The organism is Streptomyces sp. NPDC058308 (genome assembly GCF_042880275.1).
Taxonomy (GTDB): domain Bacteria; phylum Actinomycetota; class Actinomycetes; order Streptomycetales; family Streptomycetaceae; genus Streptomyces.
Window position 1 is genome coordinate 26,428 of sequence record NZ_JBHVZA010000013.1, and the last position, 16,204, is coordinate 42,631.

The following is a 16,204-nucleotide window of genomic DNA, read 5'->3' on the forward strand; positions in this document are numbered from 1 at the left end:
GCAAGACAGAGGTCGTACCCGGCGTCCCCCTCAAGACGTACGGGAAGCCACCCCCGGCACCCCGGACACTCCCGACATCCCCAGCTCCCCCAGCACTCCCAGCGCCTGCGCGAGGACCTCCGGCGGCGGTGACGCGAGGCCGATCCGTACCGCGTCGGGCGCCGAGTGGCCGTCCGCGACGAAGGCCGAGCCCGGCGTGACGGCGATGCCCCGGTCGGCCGCCGCCGCGACGAACGTCTCGGCGCGCCACGGCGCGGGCAGCTCCCACCAGCAGTAATACGCGCGGGGATCGGTACGGAACCGGCCCTTCACGCCCGCGTCGATCAGCCGCTCCCGCACGATGCGGTGCCGTACGGCCGCGTCGGCGCGCTTGGCCGCCGTCAGCGTCTCCACGGTCCCGTCGGCGACCCACCGCACGGCTGCCGCCAGGTTGAACGCCCCCGCCGTCCACGCCCCGGAGCGCAGGCCGCGCGCCAGGGCATCCGCGTGGGCGGGCGGGGTGACGAGCATGCCGACGGTGAGGCCGGGCGCCAGACGCTTGGAGAGGCTGTCCACGAAGACGACGCGTCCGGGCAGCAGGGCGGCGAGCGGAGTGGGCGCGTCCGGTGCGAGGAACCCCCACGTACCGTCCTCGACGGCGAGCACATCCAACTCCTCGATGGTGTCGGCCAGTTGCCGCCGCCGCTCCTCCCCCGCCGTGACCGACAGCGGATTGTGCAGGGTCGGCTGTACGTAGACACCGCCGAGGGGCGCCTTCCGGTGGGCGTCGGCGAGCGCGCCGGGCACCATGCCCTGATCGTCAACGGCGACCGGCACGAGCCGCACGCCGAGCTGCCCGGCGATGGCCTTCACCAGCGGATACGTCACTTCCTCGACGCCGATGCGGCCGCCGGGACGGGCCATCGAGGAGAGCGCGGCGGCGATGGCCTGCCGGCTGTTGCCCGCGAACAGCACCCGCTCCGGCTCCGGCCGCCAGCCGCCCCGCGCGAGGACGGAGGCGGCGGCCTCCCGCGCCTGTGGGGTGCCGTCCGGCGCCGCGGTCCGGGTCGACTCCAGCAGCACGTCGGGCCTCAGCAGCGGCGTGAGGGACCTGCTCATCAGCTCCGACTGGCCCTCGGTCACGGGGTAGTTGAGTTCGAGGTTGACGGCCGGGGGCGCGGGGCGGCCGGGCGGGACCTCGGTCAGGGCCGCGCCGCCGGGGTGCGGGGCGGCGGCGCGTACGAAGGTGCCGCGCCCCACTTCGCCGACGACCAGGCCCCGTCGGGCGAGCTCTCCGTACACGCGGATGGCCGTGGAGTTGGCGATCCGTCTGCGCCGGGCGAAGGCCCGCTGCGGGGGCAGCTGTTCCCCGGCCCGCAGCGCCCCGGCCTCGATCTCCCGTGCCACGTCATCGGCCACCCGCCGGTAGTCGTCCCGCTGAGCCATCACGCACCCCTCCATCCGGTCATTGCACCGAGAGCAAAGACCTTATTGCACCGACGAGTTCGCCCGCCTAGCCTCATCACATGGCTACCGCGCAGCTCAACGGCATCACCATCGGTTACGACGACGAGAGGGGAGGCGGAGGCGGCACCCGGGGCACCCTCGTCCTCCTCCACGGCCACCCCTTCGACCGCTCCATGTGGTCCCCGCAGCGCACCGCCCTCGCCGCGACGCACCGCGTCATCACCCCGGACCTGCGCGGCTACGGCGAGTCGACCGTCGTCCCCGGCACCACCGGCTTCGCCACCTTCGCCGCGGACCTCGCGGCGCTCCTGGACCACTTGGGCGTACGGGAGTTCGCGCTCGGCGGCCTCTCCATGGGCGGCCAGATCGTGATGGAGTGCTACCGCCTGTTCCCGGAGCGCATCACGGGGCTGCTCCTCGCGGACACCTTCCCCGCGGCCGAGACCCCGGAGGGCAAGGCCGCCCGCAACGCCCTCGCCGACCGCCTCCTCGCCGAGGGCATGAAGGGGTACGCGGACGAGGTGCGGGACAAGATGGTGGCCCCGTACAACACGGAGGCGTCCGCTCGCGTCCACCGCATGATGCTGGCCGCCCCGCCCGAGGGAGCGGCCGCCGCCCTGCGCGGCCGGGCCGAACGTCCCGACTACCGCGCCCTGTTGACCCGCGCCGACGTCCCGTCCCTCGTCGTCGTGGGCCGCGACGACACGTACACCCCGGTCTCCGACGCCGAGGCGATGCACGCCGCGCTCCCCGACTCCGCGCTGCACGTCGTGGAGTCGGCGGCCCACATGCCGAACCTGGAACGCCCCGACGTGTTCAACTCCGCGCTCCGCACCTGGCTGGCCCGCATCGCCTGATCTCCCCGCCTACCAGGTCGGCCGCGCCCCCACCCCGCCGTCCACCACCAGGTCGATCCCGGTGATCCAGGACGCCGCGTCCGAGGCGAGGAACACGCAGGCGCTGCCGATGTCCTCGGGCCGCCCAAGGCGCCCGAGCGGCGCCGCCCGGCCCCACCGCGCCACGCCCTCGGGCCAGTCCTCAGCCAGTCCCGGCCGGTCGATCAGTCCGGGCGAGACACTGTTGACGCGGATGCCGCGCGGCCCGTACTCCAGGGCCGCCGAGCGGGCGAACATGATCAGGGCGGCCTTGGACGCGCTGTAGTGCGCATGGCCGGGGGCGGGGCTCGACCCCTCGATCGAGGCGATCTGGGTGACCGTACCGCCGCCGTCCTGCCCGGCCATGAGCCCGGCGGCCGCCTGTGTGCAGCAGAACGCGCTCGTCACGTTGGCCTCCGCCACCTCCCGCCAGTCCGCGGCCGTCATGCCGGCGAGCTCCTGGAGCGGTTGGATCCCGGCGCCGTTGACCAGCGCGTCCAGCCGTCCCCGCCAGGCGTGCGCCCTCTCGACGAGGCGGTGGCACTCCTCCTCCCGCGTCAGGTCCGCCGGTACGGCGACGGCGTCACCGCCCGCCGCCACGATCCGCCCGGCCAGCTCCTCGGCCCGCTGCCCACCGCTGCGGTAGTGGAGGACGACCGCGGCGCCCGCCTGCGCGAACCGCCGGGCGATCCCCGCACCGATACCGCCGCTCGCCCCGGTGACCAGGGCCACGCGCCCGGAAAGCCCCGGCAACGCGCTGTCCCGCAGGCCGTCCCCCGCCCCGTCGTGCAGGTCGTCCCCCGCTCCGTCCCGCAGGCCGTCCCCCGCCCCATCGCGCAGGTCGTCACGCATCGGAGTCGTCCTCTCCCCGCATCCGCAGCGGTTCTCCGGGCCGGCACAGCTCCCGCACGAGCCGCTCCCGCCCCGGGTACCGCGCGCTCAGCTCCTCGGCGTCCCCGCCCTCGTAGTCCTCGTCGACGAACCCGGGCGCCATGGTCGTCCCGAAGAGCGCCCATCCGTACCGTCCGCCGTGCCTGACCCGCGCCCCCATCCACGTCCCCGCGGGGACCACCAGCTGTACGTGGCCGTCGGCGCCCAGGACCGCCGTCCGGTCCGTGCCGTCGGGCGCGAGGAGCAGCAGTTCCAGCACGTCGCCCTCGTAGAAGTGCCAGACCTCGTCGGCGGGCAGCCGGTGCAGGGCGGAGAAGTCGCCGGGGGCGGTGGTCAGGAGCGCGACGATCGCCGATCCCGCGGGGCGTCCTGTGGCGTCCGGCGGGCCCGCCCACGTCCGCCGGAACAGTCCGCCCTCCACGGGCAGCGGGCTCAGCCCGTACCGCGCGGCCACCTCTTCGGCTGTTTCGGCCGCTCCGTCCCGACCGGCCTGTCCCTGCCGACCGACCTGTCCGTCCCGACCGGCCTGTTCGCCCCGGCCGGCCTGCCCGTCCTGTTCGACTTTTTCGACCATGGTCGATCGCTCCCCGGGCCGAGAGCGTCATAACCCCGGCCTCAGAGCCTGTCTTTCACGGGCCGATCGAGCGCCAGATCCGGTCGGGCAGGACGCGCGCGGCCTCGTCGAGGTCGACATCGTCGATGCCGGAGAGCCAGCGGCGGGCGGTCGCGACGACGGGTCCCATGACCAGCGCCTCGACCAAGGGCACGGGGAGCGGGGCGAGCTCCCCCGAGGCGAGGTGCTCCTCCACCCAGTCGGCCAGCGGCGACAGCCGGGCCTCCTGGGTGTCGCGGAGTTCCTTGGCCCGGGCCATCCCGGCCCGGTCGGCGTAGGACGAGTGGAGGAGCCGGGCAGCGTCCGTGTGCTCCTGTACGAAGGCCAAGTAGGCCCGCACGAGGGCGCGGACCCCGGACCGGGCGGTGCGCGAGCCCGCCACGGCGGCGGTCAGCTCGTCGAGGAGCCGGCCGAGCCAGCGCAGCAGCAGCGCGTTCATGAGCCCGTCGACGCTGCCGAAGTGGTGGTAGAGGCTGCCGAGACTGACTCCGCTCGCCCTGCCGAGGGCGTTCACGGTGACGCCACGCTCACCGGACTCCGCGTACACCTGCAACGCCGCGACCAGGAGACGATCGGCGGTTTCCGCGCCGCGTTGTTGCTTGGGACTCATCGTGACAACCAGCGTAGAGCACTCCATTTCCACGGCATTTCCACGGCCCCGGCCGCGGAAAGGGAAGGGGCTTTGGAAGGGGTTTGGAAGGGGTTTGGAAGGGGTTTTGGAATGGGTTTCTAGAAAGATCTTCCACTCGGGCCGATCAATGGGCCAGACTGTGGCCGGACTGCGGGTCCGGCCACGGGGAGGCCGGTGAACGGGGAGAGCGTGAACGGGGCAGGCGGGACAAGCGGGGACGACGGGTTCGAGCTGACGGGCAGCGGCGCCGAACCGCTGCGCCCGCAGGACCCGCGGCGGATCGGGACGATCCCACTGGTGGGCAGGCTCGGCGCCGGCGGCATGGGACGGGTGTACCTCGGCGTCGTCGACGGGCGGTACGCCGCCGTCAAACAGATGCTGGCGTCCGTCGTCGCCGAGGACCGGGGGTTCCTGCGCCGCTTCGGGCAGGAGATGGACAACCTCGCACGGCTGCCGGCCGACGCCACGGCGCCCCTGCTCGCGAGCGACCGCACCGCCGAACCGCCCTGGTTCGCCACCGCGTACGTGCCGGGCATCACCCTGTCCGAGGCCGTCGGGCAGCACGGCGGCGCGCTCGGTGGCGACGCCCTGTGGCTGCTGCTGCGCGAGGTCGCCGAGGGCCTGACGGCCGTGCATGGCGACGCCATGGTCCACCGGGACCTCAAGCCGTCGAACGTCATGCTGACCCTCGACGGCGTCACCCTCATCGACTTCGGCATCGCCCGCGCCGCCGAGCAGAGCCAGCTGACGCAGACCGGGCTCGTCGTCGGTACGCCCGCGTACATGTCGCCCGAACAGGCCTCGGGGAAACGGGGGTTGACCAGCGCGTCCGACATCTTCGCGCTCGGCCTCCTCATCGGCTACGCGGCCAGCGGCCGCTGGCCGTTCTCCGACGCGGGCGAGGGCAGCCCGCTCTACCGCATCGTGCACGACGAGCCCGACCTCGCGCCGTTGCGCGAGCGCGACGCCGACCTTGCGGAGCTCGTCGCGACCTGCCTCGACAAGGATCCGGAGGGCCGCCCGACCGCCCCCGAACTGGTGGAACTCGCCGACCGGCACGGTCCGCCGACCGCTCCCGTCTGGCCCGCTCCCGTCCTGGAACTGCTGACGGAACGGGCCGCCTTCGCCGCGCGGGTGCCGCCGACGGCGCTGCCGGACACCCCACCGACGGCTCCCTCGACCACGCCGTCGACCACACCGTCGACCGCCCCCTCGACCGCCCCCTCGACCGCCCCGGAGGTTACGCCCGCGGCCGTCCAGGGCCCCGCCCCCGTAGCGGACACCACCCCCGAGGCCGGGCCCCCGCGGCGCGAGCGGCGGCGGACACGCATCATGCTGGCCGTCGTCCCCGTCGTGGTGGTCTCGGCGGGGGCGACCCTCGCCCTCCAGAACCTGCCGTTCGTCAGCGGGTCGGACGCCGCGGCGGGCTCGACGCCGTCCGTCTCCGTCGCGGCACCGGCCGACCCGTCGCAGCCGCCCGGCGCGGGCGGCACGGCGAAGCCCGGGTCGAAGAAGTCGAAGGATCCGAAGAAGTCCAAGGGCTCCGAGGACGGCGACGGCCGCAGGGATCCCAAGGACCCCAAGAACAAGGGCGACGCCAAGGACGGGTCGTCACGGGACGGGGAGGGCGGCGGGTCGGCCGGGGCCGGGGCCGGAGACAAGGGTGATTCCGACGGCGCCGGTGGTTCCGGTTCCGACGGCTCCGGTGGGTCCGGCGACTCCGGTGGCGCCGACGGAGACGGCCCGTCCGGCTCGGGCTCCGGTTCCGGTTCCGGCTCACCGGGCGGCGGGGGCTCAGGCGGCGGCTCCTCCTCCACAGGCCCCTTCCGCCTGAAGAACGCCGACACCGAGGCGTGCCTGACCCAGGTCTACGGCTCCGCGGACGCCGGGAGTTGCGGCGACCCGAGCGCCTCCTGGAAGACCGTGCGCGCGGAGAACAACAGCTTCAAGGTCGTCAACAAGCAGTCCGGCTCCTGCCTGGTCGCCAACATGCTGGGCCAGGCCGTGTTCGTCGGCGACTGCACCCAGGGCAGCGCACGCCTCTGGCGCTGGGGCTCGGGCGGCACCCTGAAGAGCACGAGCAACGGCGGCTGTCTCGACCTGGCCTACGGGGGCGGCGTGGCCACCGCGACGTGCGCGTCCGGCAAGGACTCCCAGCGCTGGGCGCGTTAGGTTCCCCGGCTTCGCTAGGCAGGCGGGAGTTGGACGACAGGGCCTGGCCGCCGCCCGTACGCGCGATCGGTACGGCCCACGCCGATGCCGTACCGCACGGAAGGCCAGGCCACGCGACACGTGACCTGGCCTTCCGTGCGTCTACGTCACCCTCTGCGCCTACTTCGTCGGCGTCGCCTCGTAACCGAAGCGGGCCGCCGTCGCCGTCAGGGCCGGGTGGGCGAAGCGTTCGGCCAGGTCTCCCTCGCCGATCCACTCGCGCCACTCGCCCACCTGCCCGCGCCGCATGATGCGGGCGTTCTTCGTGGACTCGTCCTCACCGGCGGACGCCGCGTCCTCGCGGGCGCGCATCGCCTTGAAGGAACTGCGGTCGGCCGCCCGGGCGACGACCTCCGGTGTCACCGAGAGCCCCAGCGCGGCGAGCATCGCGGTGATCGCGCCGACCGGATGGGACTTCAGGTCCTCGAACCGCACCACCGCGAACTTCGAGAACTCCGGCGCCGCCTCCAGCCAGCTCCGGTAGAAGCGGGCCCAGCCGGGGATCGAGGGCTCGCCGTCACCGAGTCGCACGCGGTCCAGGAAGTCCGGGTACGTGAGCTTCCCGATCATGTCGGCGGCGTCCGGTATCCACGAGCCGCCGAAGGACGAGAACCACTTGTAGGACGAGTAGATCGTGTCCCGCGGGTCCCGCACCACGAGGATCGCGCTGTTCACCGCGGAGTCGGCGAACACCTCGGGATAGAAGTGCGTCTTGATGAAGCGCTTCGCGTCGGTTCCGCCCGGCGCCTCGGCCACGCCGTCCCTGTCGCGCTCGGACGTGGCCGCCAACCGCTTGCGGTAGTACTCCAGTTGGGTCTCCACGGCCTGCGCCGCGCCGTCCCGCTCGTCGGGCGACTCGACGTACGGGTCGAGGTACTCGAAGCCGAGCTCGTGCACGATGTTGGCCACGAGCGCCTGCCCGGACCCCGGGTCGCCGGCCACGACGATGTCGTTCTCGCCGAGCAGCCGCGCGCTGCGCCGGGCCAGCTCGTCCGGCCGCAGCTTCTCCCGGACTTGGGAGTCCTCGGTCATGTCACACTTCCTGTCTCCTGCGGGGTGGGTCACTTCTTGGCGCGCGCCGCGACCGCCCTGGTCAGGTAGGTGACTTCGAGCTTCTGCGCGTCCGCGAGGCGCTCGCGGATGAAGTCCAGGAACTGCTCGAACTTGGCGTCACCGAGCTGGACCCGCACGTCGTTCACCGACTGCCAGAGGCCGATGTAGTGGTCGACGGTCTGCTCGACGGAGTGGCGGCCCTCCAGGACGACGACGTCGTCGAAGCGCGGGCTCGCGTTGAACTTGTCCGACAGCTCCTTGATCATCTGGGGGTGGGCGGAGGTGATCCGCTTGCGCTCCCCCATGAGCCGCTTGAGCTCGTTCTCGATGTCCACGAGGACGGGGTTCACCTCGATCAGCCGCGGGTTGTAGAGCGCGACGAACCAGCCGCCCGGGCGCAGCACACGGCAGAACTCCGCGGTGCCCACCTCGAAGTCGACCCAGTGGAAGGAGGACGCCATGCTGATGAGGTCGGCCGACTCGTCCGGCAGGCCGGTCTTCTCGCCCTGCCCGGCCCGCCAGTCGATCGAGTAGTCGGCGGAGTCCGAGATGCCCTCGGCCCGCATGTTGTCGTTCGGCTCGACCGCGGTGACCGAGCGGAATCCGCCGTCCGCCACGATGCGGGTCCACAGGCCGGTGCCCGCGCCGACGTCGACGGCGTCCAGTTCGGCGGCCGGGCGGCCCACCAGACCGATCAGGGCGTCCCGCACCGAGGTCGCGTACCCCTCGCGGTACTTCGAGTAGTCCTTCGCCAGGTCGGTGAAATCTCCGTGCTTAAGCTTCGTCGACGTCGTCATGCGAGGCAGAGCTCCTTTTATTTTTCACTGAAACAGAAAAGCCTTGGCAAGGCTCATCGAACCTTCGCGAAGGTTCACCGAATACGAGGCGGGCGGCTGCCCCCCCTCACGCCACCGCGGAACTCAACCGCTCCTCGTGCGCGAGTCGAATCATGGTCGCCGCGGCCTTGGGGTCGATGTCCCCGTAGTTGGTGACGACGAGATCGGGATCGGTCGGGAACTCGGCGGACTGCCCGATTCCGACGATGTCCTTCGCGTCGTTCCCGCTGTAGACGCCCTTGCTGTCCCGGCGCTGGAGTTCCTCGACCGGAACGTCGAGCAGCACCTCGAAGTAGTCGGGCTGGTTCTCGCGGTTCCACCGCTGCACCTCGTGGAACAGCGAGATCGTCGCGACCACGACGACATGCCCTTGCCCCGCGAGCAGTTGCGACAGGCGACCGTAGGTCATGGACGCCTTGATCCGGCTCTCCCGGTCGAAACCGGAGGTCATGCCGAGGGCGGTCCGCACCTGGTTTCCGTCCAGCAGAATCGGCTGCCGACCGCGCTGGAGCAGCTGTCGGACGAGTTCGCGCGCGACCGTCGTCTTGCCGGCTTCGGCAAGCCCGGTCACCCAGATGACCGTGCCGCCGGAATCGGCGCCTCCAACCCCGTTGGTTCCCATGGATGGCCTCCCTCAGTGGACGTACGGTCGCCGGAACTCTTCACAGCACGTCTGTGCTGCTGTAAAGTTCCTCAGAAATTTTGGGCCCCGAAAATTCACCATGCATTGCTGCACGTATTACTGCATGCAGCAATACATGCAGTAATACGTGCATTACTCAAGGAATTCCGAGCAGCCCCGTGAAATGGACGCCGATCGAGCGACCCCGTCAGTATTGTCCCGGCGTTTACCGGGCGTCCAATATCTGTTCGTACTGAAGCCTAGATCGGTCAGTTATGGAGATACGCCAACTCGAGTACTTCGTCGCTGTCGTCGAGGACGGCAACTTCACCAGAGCGGCCGCCCGGGTCCATGTGACGCAGCCAGGGGTGAGCGCGCAGATCCGGCGCCTCGAGCGGGAACTCGGATACGAACTGCTCGACCGGTCCGGCCGCACGGTCCGCCCCACCGCCGTGGGCGAGGCCCTTCTGCCTTACGCGAAGGCGGCGTTGGCCGCGGTGCGCAACGCCCGGCTCGCCGTCGACCAGGTGGCGGGGCTGCTGCGGGGCCAGGTGAACGTGGGCATGGTGACGGTGGTGGCGTCCCTGGACGTGCCCGGGATGCTCGCGGATTTCCAGGCGGCGCATCCCGCCGTGGAGGTGGCCCTGCGGCAGGGCAGCACCGACGATCTCGTCGATGGGCTCAAGGACGGCGAACTCGACATGGCGTTTCTCGGCATGGCCGTGGAGCCCCCGGCGTTCCTGCGCACGGAGGTCGTCCACGCCGACCCGCTCGTCGCGGTGCTGCGCGCGGACGACGAGCTCGCGGAGCGGGACTCCCTGTTCCTGAAGGAACTCGCGCCCCGTCAGCTGATCTCGCTGCCGAGCGACAGCGGCACCCGGCGCCAGCTCGACATCTCCCTGGCCACGGCCGGCATCGACGCGCCGATCGCGTTCTCGGCGAGTGATCCCCAGGCGCTCGTGGACATGGCGGCGCGCGGTTTCGGTGTGGCGATCCTGCCGCGGGGGGCCGTCCGTTCAGCGGGCGACGACCTGCGCCTCGTACCGTTCAGCGACCCGGACATGCACGGGCGGCTGTATCTGGCGTGGCCGGACGACCGGACGATCGACCCGGCGGCGCAGGCGGTCGTCCAGCATGCGCTCGACCGCATTCAGGAACGGGACGACGCGGCGCGGACAGCTTCCTGACGCCTCGTCAGCCTCGTCGGGGCACGGCCCGCCCGGCTGCGCGTCACTTCACCGGCCGCGCGTCACTTCACCGGCTGCGGCTCACCGGCTTCGACCCCGGCGTCCCGCGGCGGCGGCTTGGCGGCCAGGAAGTCCTTGGAGCGGATCAGGATGAAGGAGAAGAGCGCGCCGACCAGGGCCACGACACCGGTGATGATCAGCAGGTCGTTGAGCGCCTCGGCGTACCCCGAGTGGAGCGCGGTGGCCACCTGGTCCCGCAGCGGCGCGGGCATGTCGTCGCTCAGTCCGGACACGTTGCCGTGTTCGACGGCGGCGGCGATGGCCGGGGCCCGGTCGGCCAGCTCCGGGACGGCCGACAGGTTGCCGATGACGTCGTCGTGCAGCGACGCCGTGAAGATGGAGCCGAGTACGGGGATGCTGGCGGCCATGCCGACCTGCCGGAAGGTGATGTTGATCCCCGACGCGGTGCCCGCCCGGTCCGGTGTGACCACGCCGACGGCGGTCGAGGCGAGCGGCGGGTTCACGACACCGCTGCCGATGCCCGCCACGACGAAGCCCGGGATGAGGTGGACCCAGCTGCTCGACGCGTCGTTGCCCGACATGAGGAGCAGCCCGGCGCCGACGAGGAAGAGCCCCGGTCCGATGAGCCACTTCACCGGCAGGCGGCTGCTCAGCCGCCCCGCGACGGTCGACGCCACCAGGGCGCACACGCTGATCACCAGCAGGCGCACGCTGGACTCCAGGACGGAGTAGCCGAGTCCGTTCTGCAGATACAGCACGAGGTAGAGGAGCATCGCGAACAGCGAGCCGTTCATCGTGAACGCGGCGACCGACCCTCCGACGAACGTCGGGGTACGGAACAGCGACAGGTCGAACAGCGGCTGTTCGGAGCGGAGTTCCACGATCAGGAAGGTGACCAGGAGCACGGCGGCCGCGCCCAGCCACAGCACGACGTCGGTGTTGCCCCACTCGGTCTCGCCGGCCCTGATCAGACCGTAGATCAGCGCGACGAGTCCGCTGGTGAAGAGGACGAAGCCCGGCCAGTCCAGACGCAGCTTGCGCCGCACCGGGGACTCCTCGACCTGCCACAGCGTCACCAGGATGGCGAGGAGACCGATCGGTACGTTGACGAGGAAGATGCCGCGCCAGCTGATGTTGCTGGCGATCAACCCGCCGAAGACCGGCCCGAGTCCGGTGGCGATGCCCGTCACCGCGCCCCAGATGCCGAACGCCACGCCCCGCTCCTTGCCGGTGAAGTTCCGGGCGAGGAGCGCCAGTGACGTGGCGTACATGACGGAGCCGCCGATGCCCTGCGCGGCGCGGGAGAGGATCAGCATCAGCGGGGTGGAGGAGACGCCGCAGAGCAGCGAGCTGACGGTGAAGACGGCGAGTCCCACCAGGAACAGCTTGCGGTAGCCGAAGCGGTCGGCCAGCGAACCACCGACCAGCAACATCGCGGCGAGGGTGAGCGAGTAGGCGTCGACCACCCATTGCGCGTCGGCGAAGCTCGTGTCGAGCCCGCTCTGGATCTGCGGCAGCACGACCGTGACGATGGTGGCGTCCAGCAGGATCATGAAGGTCGACGCACAGACGACCACCAGGGTCCACCATCGTTTGGCCATGACCGATCTCCCCCACATCTGTCGCTGACGTGCGCGAACTCGAACCGGGCGGTGCTCGGCCGAACCGCGCTCGGCCGAGCGGTACTTGGTCGAGCGGTACTTGGTCGAGCAGCCGCGCTTGGTCGAGCCGTACTTAGTTGGGCCGTGGTTAGTTGGCCGTACTTAGTTGGGCTGGATGAACTCGGGCTGGTCGAGGATGCGCAGCCAGGAACCGTCGGCCTGGCGGCGGACCACCTGGGCGCGGGCGCCCGTGCCGTCCTTCGGCGGGGTCGACGTGAGCGCGATGTCACCGTTGATCAGAGTCGGGAGGGGCTCCTCCGGCTCGAACTTGGGGTTACGCGTCATCGCCATCTCCCACAGCTTGCGGATGGCTTCGCGCCCCTCGGTGATCTGCCCGGGCGGGAAGGCGACGACCGCGTCCTCCGCGTAGAGCTCCGCGACGCCGGTCGCGTCGCCCTTGTTGGCGCGCTCCACGAACAGACGCGTAATGTCTTCCGGCTTGTAAGCCTTCTCGTATTCGGACACAGGGGGGCCTCTCGTTCAGAGCTGATTTCCAGCACCGACCAGCTTGGTCGCGCGGAACAGGCAAGTCCAACTCCCATTGCTTCTGGCTGCCAGAAGCAATGGATCTGGATCGGTCCTGTGGCCGGGTTCGGGACATGAGCGGGTGGACGGGTACGCGGCACGAGCGGCTGGACGGGTTCGCGGCACGCGCGGGTGGCGGGGTTCGCGGCACGCGCGGGTGGACGGGTTCGCGGCATGAGCGGCTGCGGCAACTGAGGAATTCCTCAGTCATCACTTCGGCGCTCCCGCCGTACCATCACTGCCCCGACAAGCGGCCCGCCCCCTGCCGACGGCCCGCCCGCCCCCTCCCCTCTCTTCCCCCACCCCGCACACCGAAGACGGAGGCACCCATGTCACCCATGCGATCCACACGACCCACCTCCAGTCACACTCCGCGCATGCACAGTCACGCCACGCGAGCGTTCCGATGAGGGTCGACGTCGCCTGGTGGCATCTGGACGGCACGCCGCAGACCATCGATTCGATGCGCGCGCACCTGCGGGAGAACACGCTGGACCACTGGACCAAGGTGCCGGGCCTGCGGCTGAAGATCTATCTGGCGGACCGCGAACAGAACCGGTGGGGCGCGATGATGCTCTGGGAGCACGAGCGGCCACCGCTCGACCAGATGCCGCCGAACGCCGCGCTCGCACTGATCGGCCGACCGCCCGACGTGCGCGTCACCTTCGAGGCGGAGGGCACGGTGGAGGGCCTGCACGAACTGGCCACGCTGCAGGCCCTGGGCCCCGCTTTCGCCGGCCTGGAGACCGACGGCCGGCCACTGGGTCAGGTCATCGGCGATCCCGTCGGCGCTGACGGAATGTGAGGGCCTGACCGGTGTTGACACGACGGAATGGCCCCGGTTCCAATGTCTACGGTTTTCTTTCACGGGGAAAATTGTCGAGCCTCGCTCCAATCCATTTTCCCCGCCAATTCCGGGACTCCTGCCCGCACTTCGACACCGACTTCGGCACCGACTTCGAAATGGACCACATAGCCGGGAGGGCAACGACCACATGACGTCGAACACCTGGGATGTCCTCGACCTCCCGCCCGGCACCCGGCCCGACCCCGACGAATACATCAAGGCCGCGATGGAGTGGCACTTCGGCCCCGAGACCGGCTCTCCGTACTGGCTGGAGCGCGCGAAGTCCCTGGACTTCGACCCGCGCACCGACATCTCCAGCCACGCCGATCTCGTACGCTTCCCCAACGTCGCCGCCGAACTGCGCACCGTCCCCGCCGAGGACCTGATCCCGCGCGGTTACGGCGAACACCCGGACGTACGGGGCGTCTTCGAGAGCGGCGGCACCACCGGCGCCCCCAAACGCGTCGTCCTGCTCGGCGACTGGCGTGAGCGCCTGCTGGCCTGGACCAGCGAGCAGCTCGACGCACACGGCTTCCCACGGGGCGCAAACTGGCTGGGAATCGTTCCCAGTGGCCCGCACATCGTCGGCGAGTTCTTCCGGGGCTCGGCGACCACGCACGGCACCCACGGGTTCACCATCGACCTCGACCCGCGCTGGGTGAAGCGGCTGATATCCGGGGGCCGCGGCAGCGAGGCCGACGACTACGCCGAGCACGTCGTCGACCAGGCGGCGGACGTACTGCGCTCCCAGAACATCGGCATCCTCACCGTCACGCCACCGGTCCTGGAGCGGATCTCCCGGCGGGACGATCTCGTGGAACTGATCAACGAGAAGGTAAGGGCGATCCGTTGGGGCGGCACCCAGCTCGACCCGGACTCCCGCCAGGTGTACCGGACGGAGATCTTCCCCGACACCGTCTTCTCCGGGAACTACGGCAGCACGATGATCCTGGGCTTCGCCGGTGAACGCCCCGGCCTCAGCGACGACGACCCCTGCGTCTTCGACACGCTGAGCCCCTACGTGACCTTCTCGGTCGTCGACCCGGAGACGATGCGCCCGGTGGCGTACGGGGAGCGCGGCCGAGTGGTGGCCAGCCACATCAGCAAGTCGTTCCTGCTCCCCAACAACCTCGAACGCGATCTCGCCACCCGTGTCGAGCCGCTCGACGGCGGGCCCGGCGACTCCGTGGCCGACATCGCCCCCGTCTCCAGGTTCGAGAACGAGGACGTGGTCGAGGGGGTGTACTGATGGCGCCGGACAACACACCGGCACAGACAGCGGACAACGCACCCGTACAGACACCGGACAACGCACCCATGCAGCTCGACGCGCTCGGTCCGCGCGGCGCGTTCCGGGCCAGGAACCGTCAGTCGGTCACGGACGTGACCGGCCACCCCCTCGCCGAACTGAGCCTCGTACCACCGCCGTTCACCAGCCGCACGATGTCCGCGCTGCGACGCGCGGCATCCGCGCCGCCCGACGCGCGGATACGGCGGATCGCCGCGGCCGCCGACCTGTTCGCGACCGGGACCGTCGCCGGCCTGAGCGTGCCGGAGTACTGCCTGCTGGTCAGCCGTGTCGGCGGCGTCCCGCTCACCGAGGTCGCCTCGGCCGTCGACCGCATCGCCGAACGGCTCCGGGACATCGGGTCCGGCATCGCGCAGGCGCGGCCCGCCGGCGCGGTGACCGACTGGCGCGACCCGCTCGCCCGGTCCGGCCGGGCCGTCCACACCCGGCGCGGCGACGTGTTCGCCGTCCACGCGGCCGGCAACCACCCCGGCACCCACAGCCTGTGGCCCGAGGCGCTCGCACTGGGCTTCCGCGTCGCGGTCCGGCCCTCCCGCCGCGAGCCGTTCACCCCGCACCGGCTCGTCACGGCGCTGCGCACCGCGGGGTTCGGGAACGACGAGATCACACTGCTGCCCACCGACCACGCGGGCGCCGACGCCGTCCTGCGCGGCGCCGACCTGGGCATGGTCTACGGCGGCGAGGACGTCGTCCGCAAGTACGGCGCCGACCCCACCGTCCTGCTCCAGGGCCCGGGCCGCTCCAAGATCCTCCTGACGGCCGACGTCGACTGGCGCGACCACCTCGACACCCTCGTGGACTCGGTGGCCGGGCGCGGCGGCACGGGCTGCGTGAACACGACGGCCATCCTGGTCGAGGGCGATCCGGCCCCCCTGTGCGAGGCACTCGCCGAACGGTTCTCGGCGCTGCCCAGTTTCCCGCCGGAGCACCCGAAAGCCGTCCTGCCCGTACAACCGGTCGCGGGCGCACGGGCGCTCGCCGCATACGTGGAGCGCCGCGCCGCCGGTGCCAGGGCCTGGCTGGGCGCGGACACGGTCGCCGACGAACTGGGCGACGGCAGCGCGGTGTTGCGCCCCGCCGTCCATCAACTCGACCGCGCCGACGCCCCGCAGCTGGGCGCCGAACTCCCCTTCCCCTGCGTATGGGTGGCCCCTTGGCGCCCGGCCGACGGCATCGCCCCGCTACGGGACAGCCTGGTCCTCACCGCCCTGACCGGCCAGGAGCCACTCCTGGACCAACTCCTTGCGGAACCGACCATCGCCAACCTGTACGTCGGCGACCATCCGACGCACTGGATGCGCCCCGGGCTGCCGCACGACGGGTACCTCGCGGACTTCCTGATGCGCACGAAGACGGTGGTACGGGACTGATCGCGCGGAAGCGAGTCAGCTGGAGAGCCGGGAACTGAGGAGCGAGGGACACACGCACACGCGCCGAAGCCCCTCCCTCTCTCCCCCTCCCCCTCCCCCTCCTCAG

Annotated in this window: 15 protein-coding genes; 6 read left to right on the forward strand and 9 right to left on the reverse strand. The window is 71.2% G+C overall.

The window, feature by feature from the left end; genetic code table 11:
* Positions 1 to 30: 30 nt before the first annotated feature.
* Positions 31 to 1,425 carry a PLP-dependent aminotransferase family protein gene (locus tag ACFVYL_RS18985; RefSeq protein WP_389717354.1) on the reverse strand — a complete coding sequence of 465 codons (1,395 nt, stop codon included), beginning with the start codon at positions 1,423 to 1,425 and terminating at the stop codon, positions 31 to 33.
* A gap of 80 nt (positions 1,426 to 1,505) precedes the next feature.
* On the opposite strand from ACFVYL_RS18985, the gene ACFVYL_RS18990 reads away from it, so the two are divergent.
* Positions 1,506 to 2,303: an alpha/beta fold hydrolase gene (locus tag ACFVYL_RS18990; protein WP_389717356.1), complete on the forward strand. Its 798-nt coding sequence runs from the start codon at positions 1,506 to 1,508 to the stop codon at positions 2,301 to 2,303.
* A gap of 9 nt (positions 2,304 to 2,312) precedes the next feature.
* On the opposite strand, the gene ACFVYL_RS18995 is transcribed toward ACFVYL_RS18990, so the two are convergent.
* The 3 genes from ACFVYL_RS18995 to ACFVYL_RS19005 form a co-directional block, all read right to left on the reverse strand.
* Entirely contained in the window at positions 2,313 to 3,089 is a 777-nt protein-coding gene (locus tag ACFVYL_RS18995; protein ID WP_389717723.1) for an SDR family NAD(P)-dependent oxidoreductase, read from the reverse strand.
* Between the two features lie 76 nt (positions 3,090 to 3,165).
* Positions 3,166 to 3,666 carry a cupin domain-containing protein gene (locus ACFVYL_RS19000; RefSeq protein WP_389717725.1) on the reverse strand — a complete coding sequence of 167 codons (501 nt, stop codon included), beginning with the start codon at positions 3,664 to 3,666 and terminating at the stop codon, positions 3,166 to 3,168.
* A gap of 175 nt (positions 3,667 to 3,841) precedes the next feature.
* A complete protein-coding gene (locus tag ACFVYL_RS19005) occupies positions 3,842 to 4,435 on the reverse strand; it encodes a TetR/AcrR family transcriptional regulator (RefSeq protein ID WP_389717358.1) in 594 nt (197 codons plus the stop codon).
* A 210-nt stretch (positions 4,436 to 4,645) separates the two neighbouring features.
* On the opposite strand from ACFVYL_RS19005, the gene ACFVYL_RS19010 reads away from it, so the two are divergent.
* On the forward strand, positions 4,646 to 6,628 hold the full coding sequence (locus ACFVYL_RS19010; RefSeq protein ID WP_389717360.1) for a protein kinase: 1,983 nt from the start codon (positions 4,646 to 4,648) through the stop codon (positions 6,626 to 6,628).
* A 159-nt stretch (positions 6,629 to 6,787) separates the two neighbouring features.
* On the opposite strand, the gene ACFVYL_RS19015 is transcribed toward ACFVYL_RS19010, so the two are convergent.
* The 3 genes from ACFVYL_RS19015 to ACFVYL_RS19025 form a co-directional block, all read right to left on the reverse strand.
* On the reverse strand, positions 6,788 to 7,699 hold the full coding sequence (locus ACFVYL_RS19015; protein WP_389717363.1) for a sulfotransferase domain-containing protein: 912 nt from the start codon (positions 7,697 to 7,699) through the stop codon (positions 6,788 to 6,790).
* A gap of 29 nt (positions 7,700 to 7,728) precedes the next feature.
* Positions 7,729 to 8,517 (reverse strand): class I SAM-dependent methyltransferase, encoded by a 789-nt coding sequence (locus ACFVYL_RS19020; protein ID WP_389717364.1) that lies wholly within the window; start codon positions 8,515 to 8,517, stop codon positions 7,729 to 7,731.
* A 106-nt stretch (positions 8,518 to 8,623) separates the two neighbouring features.
* Positions 8,624 to 9,178, reverse strand: a complete 555-nt coding sequence (locus ACFVYL_RS19025; protein ID WP_389717367.1) for an adenylyl-sulfate kinase — start codon at positions 9,176 to 9,178, stop codon at positions 8,624 to 8,626.
* 275 nt (positions 9,179 to 9,453) lie between these two features.
* On the opposite strand from ACFVYL_RS19025, the gene ACFVYL_RS19030 reads away from it, so the two are divergent.
* Entirely contained in the window at positions 9,454 to 10,365 is a 912-nt protein-coding gene (locus ACFVYL_RS19030) for a LysR family transcriptional regulator (protein ID WP_389717371.1), read from the forward strand.
* A 62-nt stretch (positions 10,366 to 10,427) separates the two neighbouring features.
* Here the strand turns inward: ACFVYL_RS19030 and ACFVYL_RS19035 are convergent, their stop codons facing one another.
* Positions 10,428 to 11,987, reverse strand: a complete 1,560-nt coding sequence (locus tag ACFVYL_RS19035) for an MFS transporter (protein WP_389717373.1) — start codon at positions 11,985 to 11,987, stop codon at positions 10,428 to 10,430.
* 162 nt (positions 11,988 to 12,149) lie between these two features.
* On the reverse strand, positions 12,150 to 12,512 hold the full coding sequence (locus ACFVYL_RS19040) for a YybH family protein (protein WP_389717375.1): 363 nt from the start codon (positions 12,510 to 12,512) through the stop codon (positions 12,150 to 12,152).
* A gap of 466 nt (positions 12,513 to 12,978) precedes the next feature.
* Between ACFVYL_RS19040 and ACFVYL_RS19045 the strand changes: the two genes are divergently transcribed.
* From ACFVYL_RS19045 to ACFVYL_RS19055, 3 genes are all read left to right on the forward strand, one after another.
* A complete protein-coding gene (locus ACFVYL_RS19045) occupies positions 12,979 to 13,377 on the forward strand; it encodes a hypothetical protein (protein WP_389717377.1) in 399 nt (132 codons plus the stop codon).
* Positions 13,378 to 13,567: 190 nt separating this feature from the next.
* Positions 13,568 to 14,668 carry a phenazine antibiotic biosynthesis protein gene (locus ACFVYL_RS19050; protein WP_389717379.1) on the forward strand — a complete coding sequence of 367 codons (1,101 nt, stop codon included), beginning with the start codon at positions 13,568 to 13,570 and terminating at the stop codon, positions 14,666 to 14,668.
* Positions 14,669 to 14,736: 68 nt separating this feature from the next.
* Positions 14,737 to 16,098, forward strand: coding sequence for an aldehyde dehydrogenase family protein (locus tag ACFVYL_RS19055; protein ID WP_389717727.1), 1,362 nt, complete (start codon positions 14,737 to 14,739; stop codon positions 16,096 to 16,098).
* Positions 16,099 to 16,204: the final 106 nt, after the last annotated feature.

Bases quoted from the DNA above. Each gene is read 5' to 3' on its own strand.
- ACFVYL_RS19015 (WP_389717363.1), bottom strand. From the start codon at position 7,699: ATGACCGAGGACTCCCAAGTCCGGGAGAAGCTGCGGCCGGACGAGCTG.
- ACFVYL_RS19005 (WP_389717358.1), bottom strand. From the start codon at position 4,435: ATGAGTCCCAAGCAACAACGCGGCGCGGAAACCGCCGATCGTCTCCTG.
- ACFVYL_RS19025 (WP_389717367.1), bottom strand. From the start codon at position 9,178: ATGGGAACCAACGGGGTTGGAGGCGCCGATTCCGGCGGCACGGTCATC.
- ACFVYL_RS19030 (WP_389717371.1), top strand. From the start codon at position 9,454: ATGGAGATACGCCAACTCGAGTACTTCGTCGCTGTCGTCGAGGACGGC.
- ACFVYL_RS18985 (WP_389717354.1), bottom strand. From the start codon at position 1,425: ATGGCTCAGCGGGACGACTACCGGCGGGTGGCCGATGACGTGGCACGG.
- ACFVYL_RS18990 (WP_389717356.1), top strand. From the start codon at position 1,506: ATGGCTACCGCGCAGCTCAACGGCATCACCATCGGTTACGACGACGAG.
- ACFVYL_RS19020 (WP_389717364.1), bottom strand. From the start codon at position 8,517: ATGACGACGTCGACGAAGCTTAAGCACGGAGATTTCACCGACCTGGCG.
- ACFVYL_RS19045 (WP_389717377.1), top strand. From the start codon at position 12,979: ATGAGGGTCGACGTCGCCTGGTGGCATCTGGACGGCACGCCGCAGACC.
- ACFVYL_RS19055 (WP_389717727.1), top strand. From the start codon at position 14,737: ATGCAGCTCGACGCGCTCGGTCCGCGCGGCGCGTTCCGGGCCAGGAAC.
- ACFVYL_RS19035 (WP_389717373.1), bottom strand. From the start codon at position 11,987: ATGGCCAAACGATGGTGGACCCTGGTGGTCGTCTGTGCGTCGACCTTC.
- ACFVYL_RS19050 (WP_389717379.1), top strand. From the start codon at position 13,568: ATGACGTCGAACACCTGGGATGTCCTCGACCTCCCGCCCGGCACCCGG.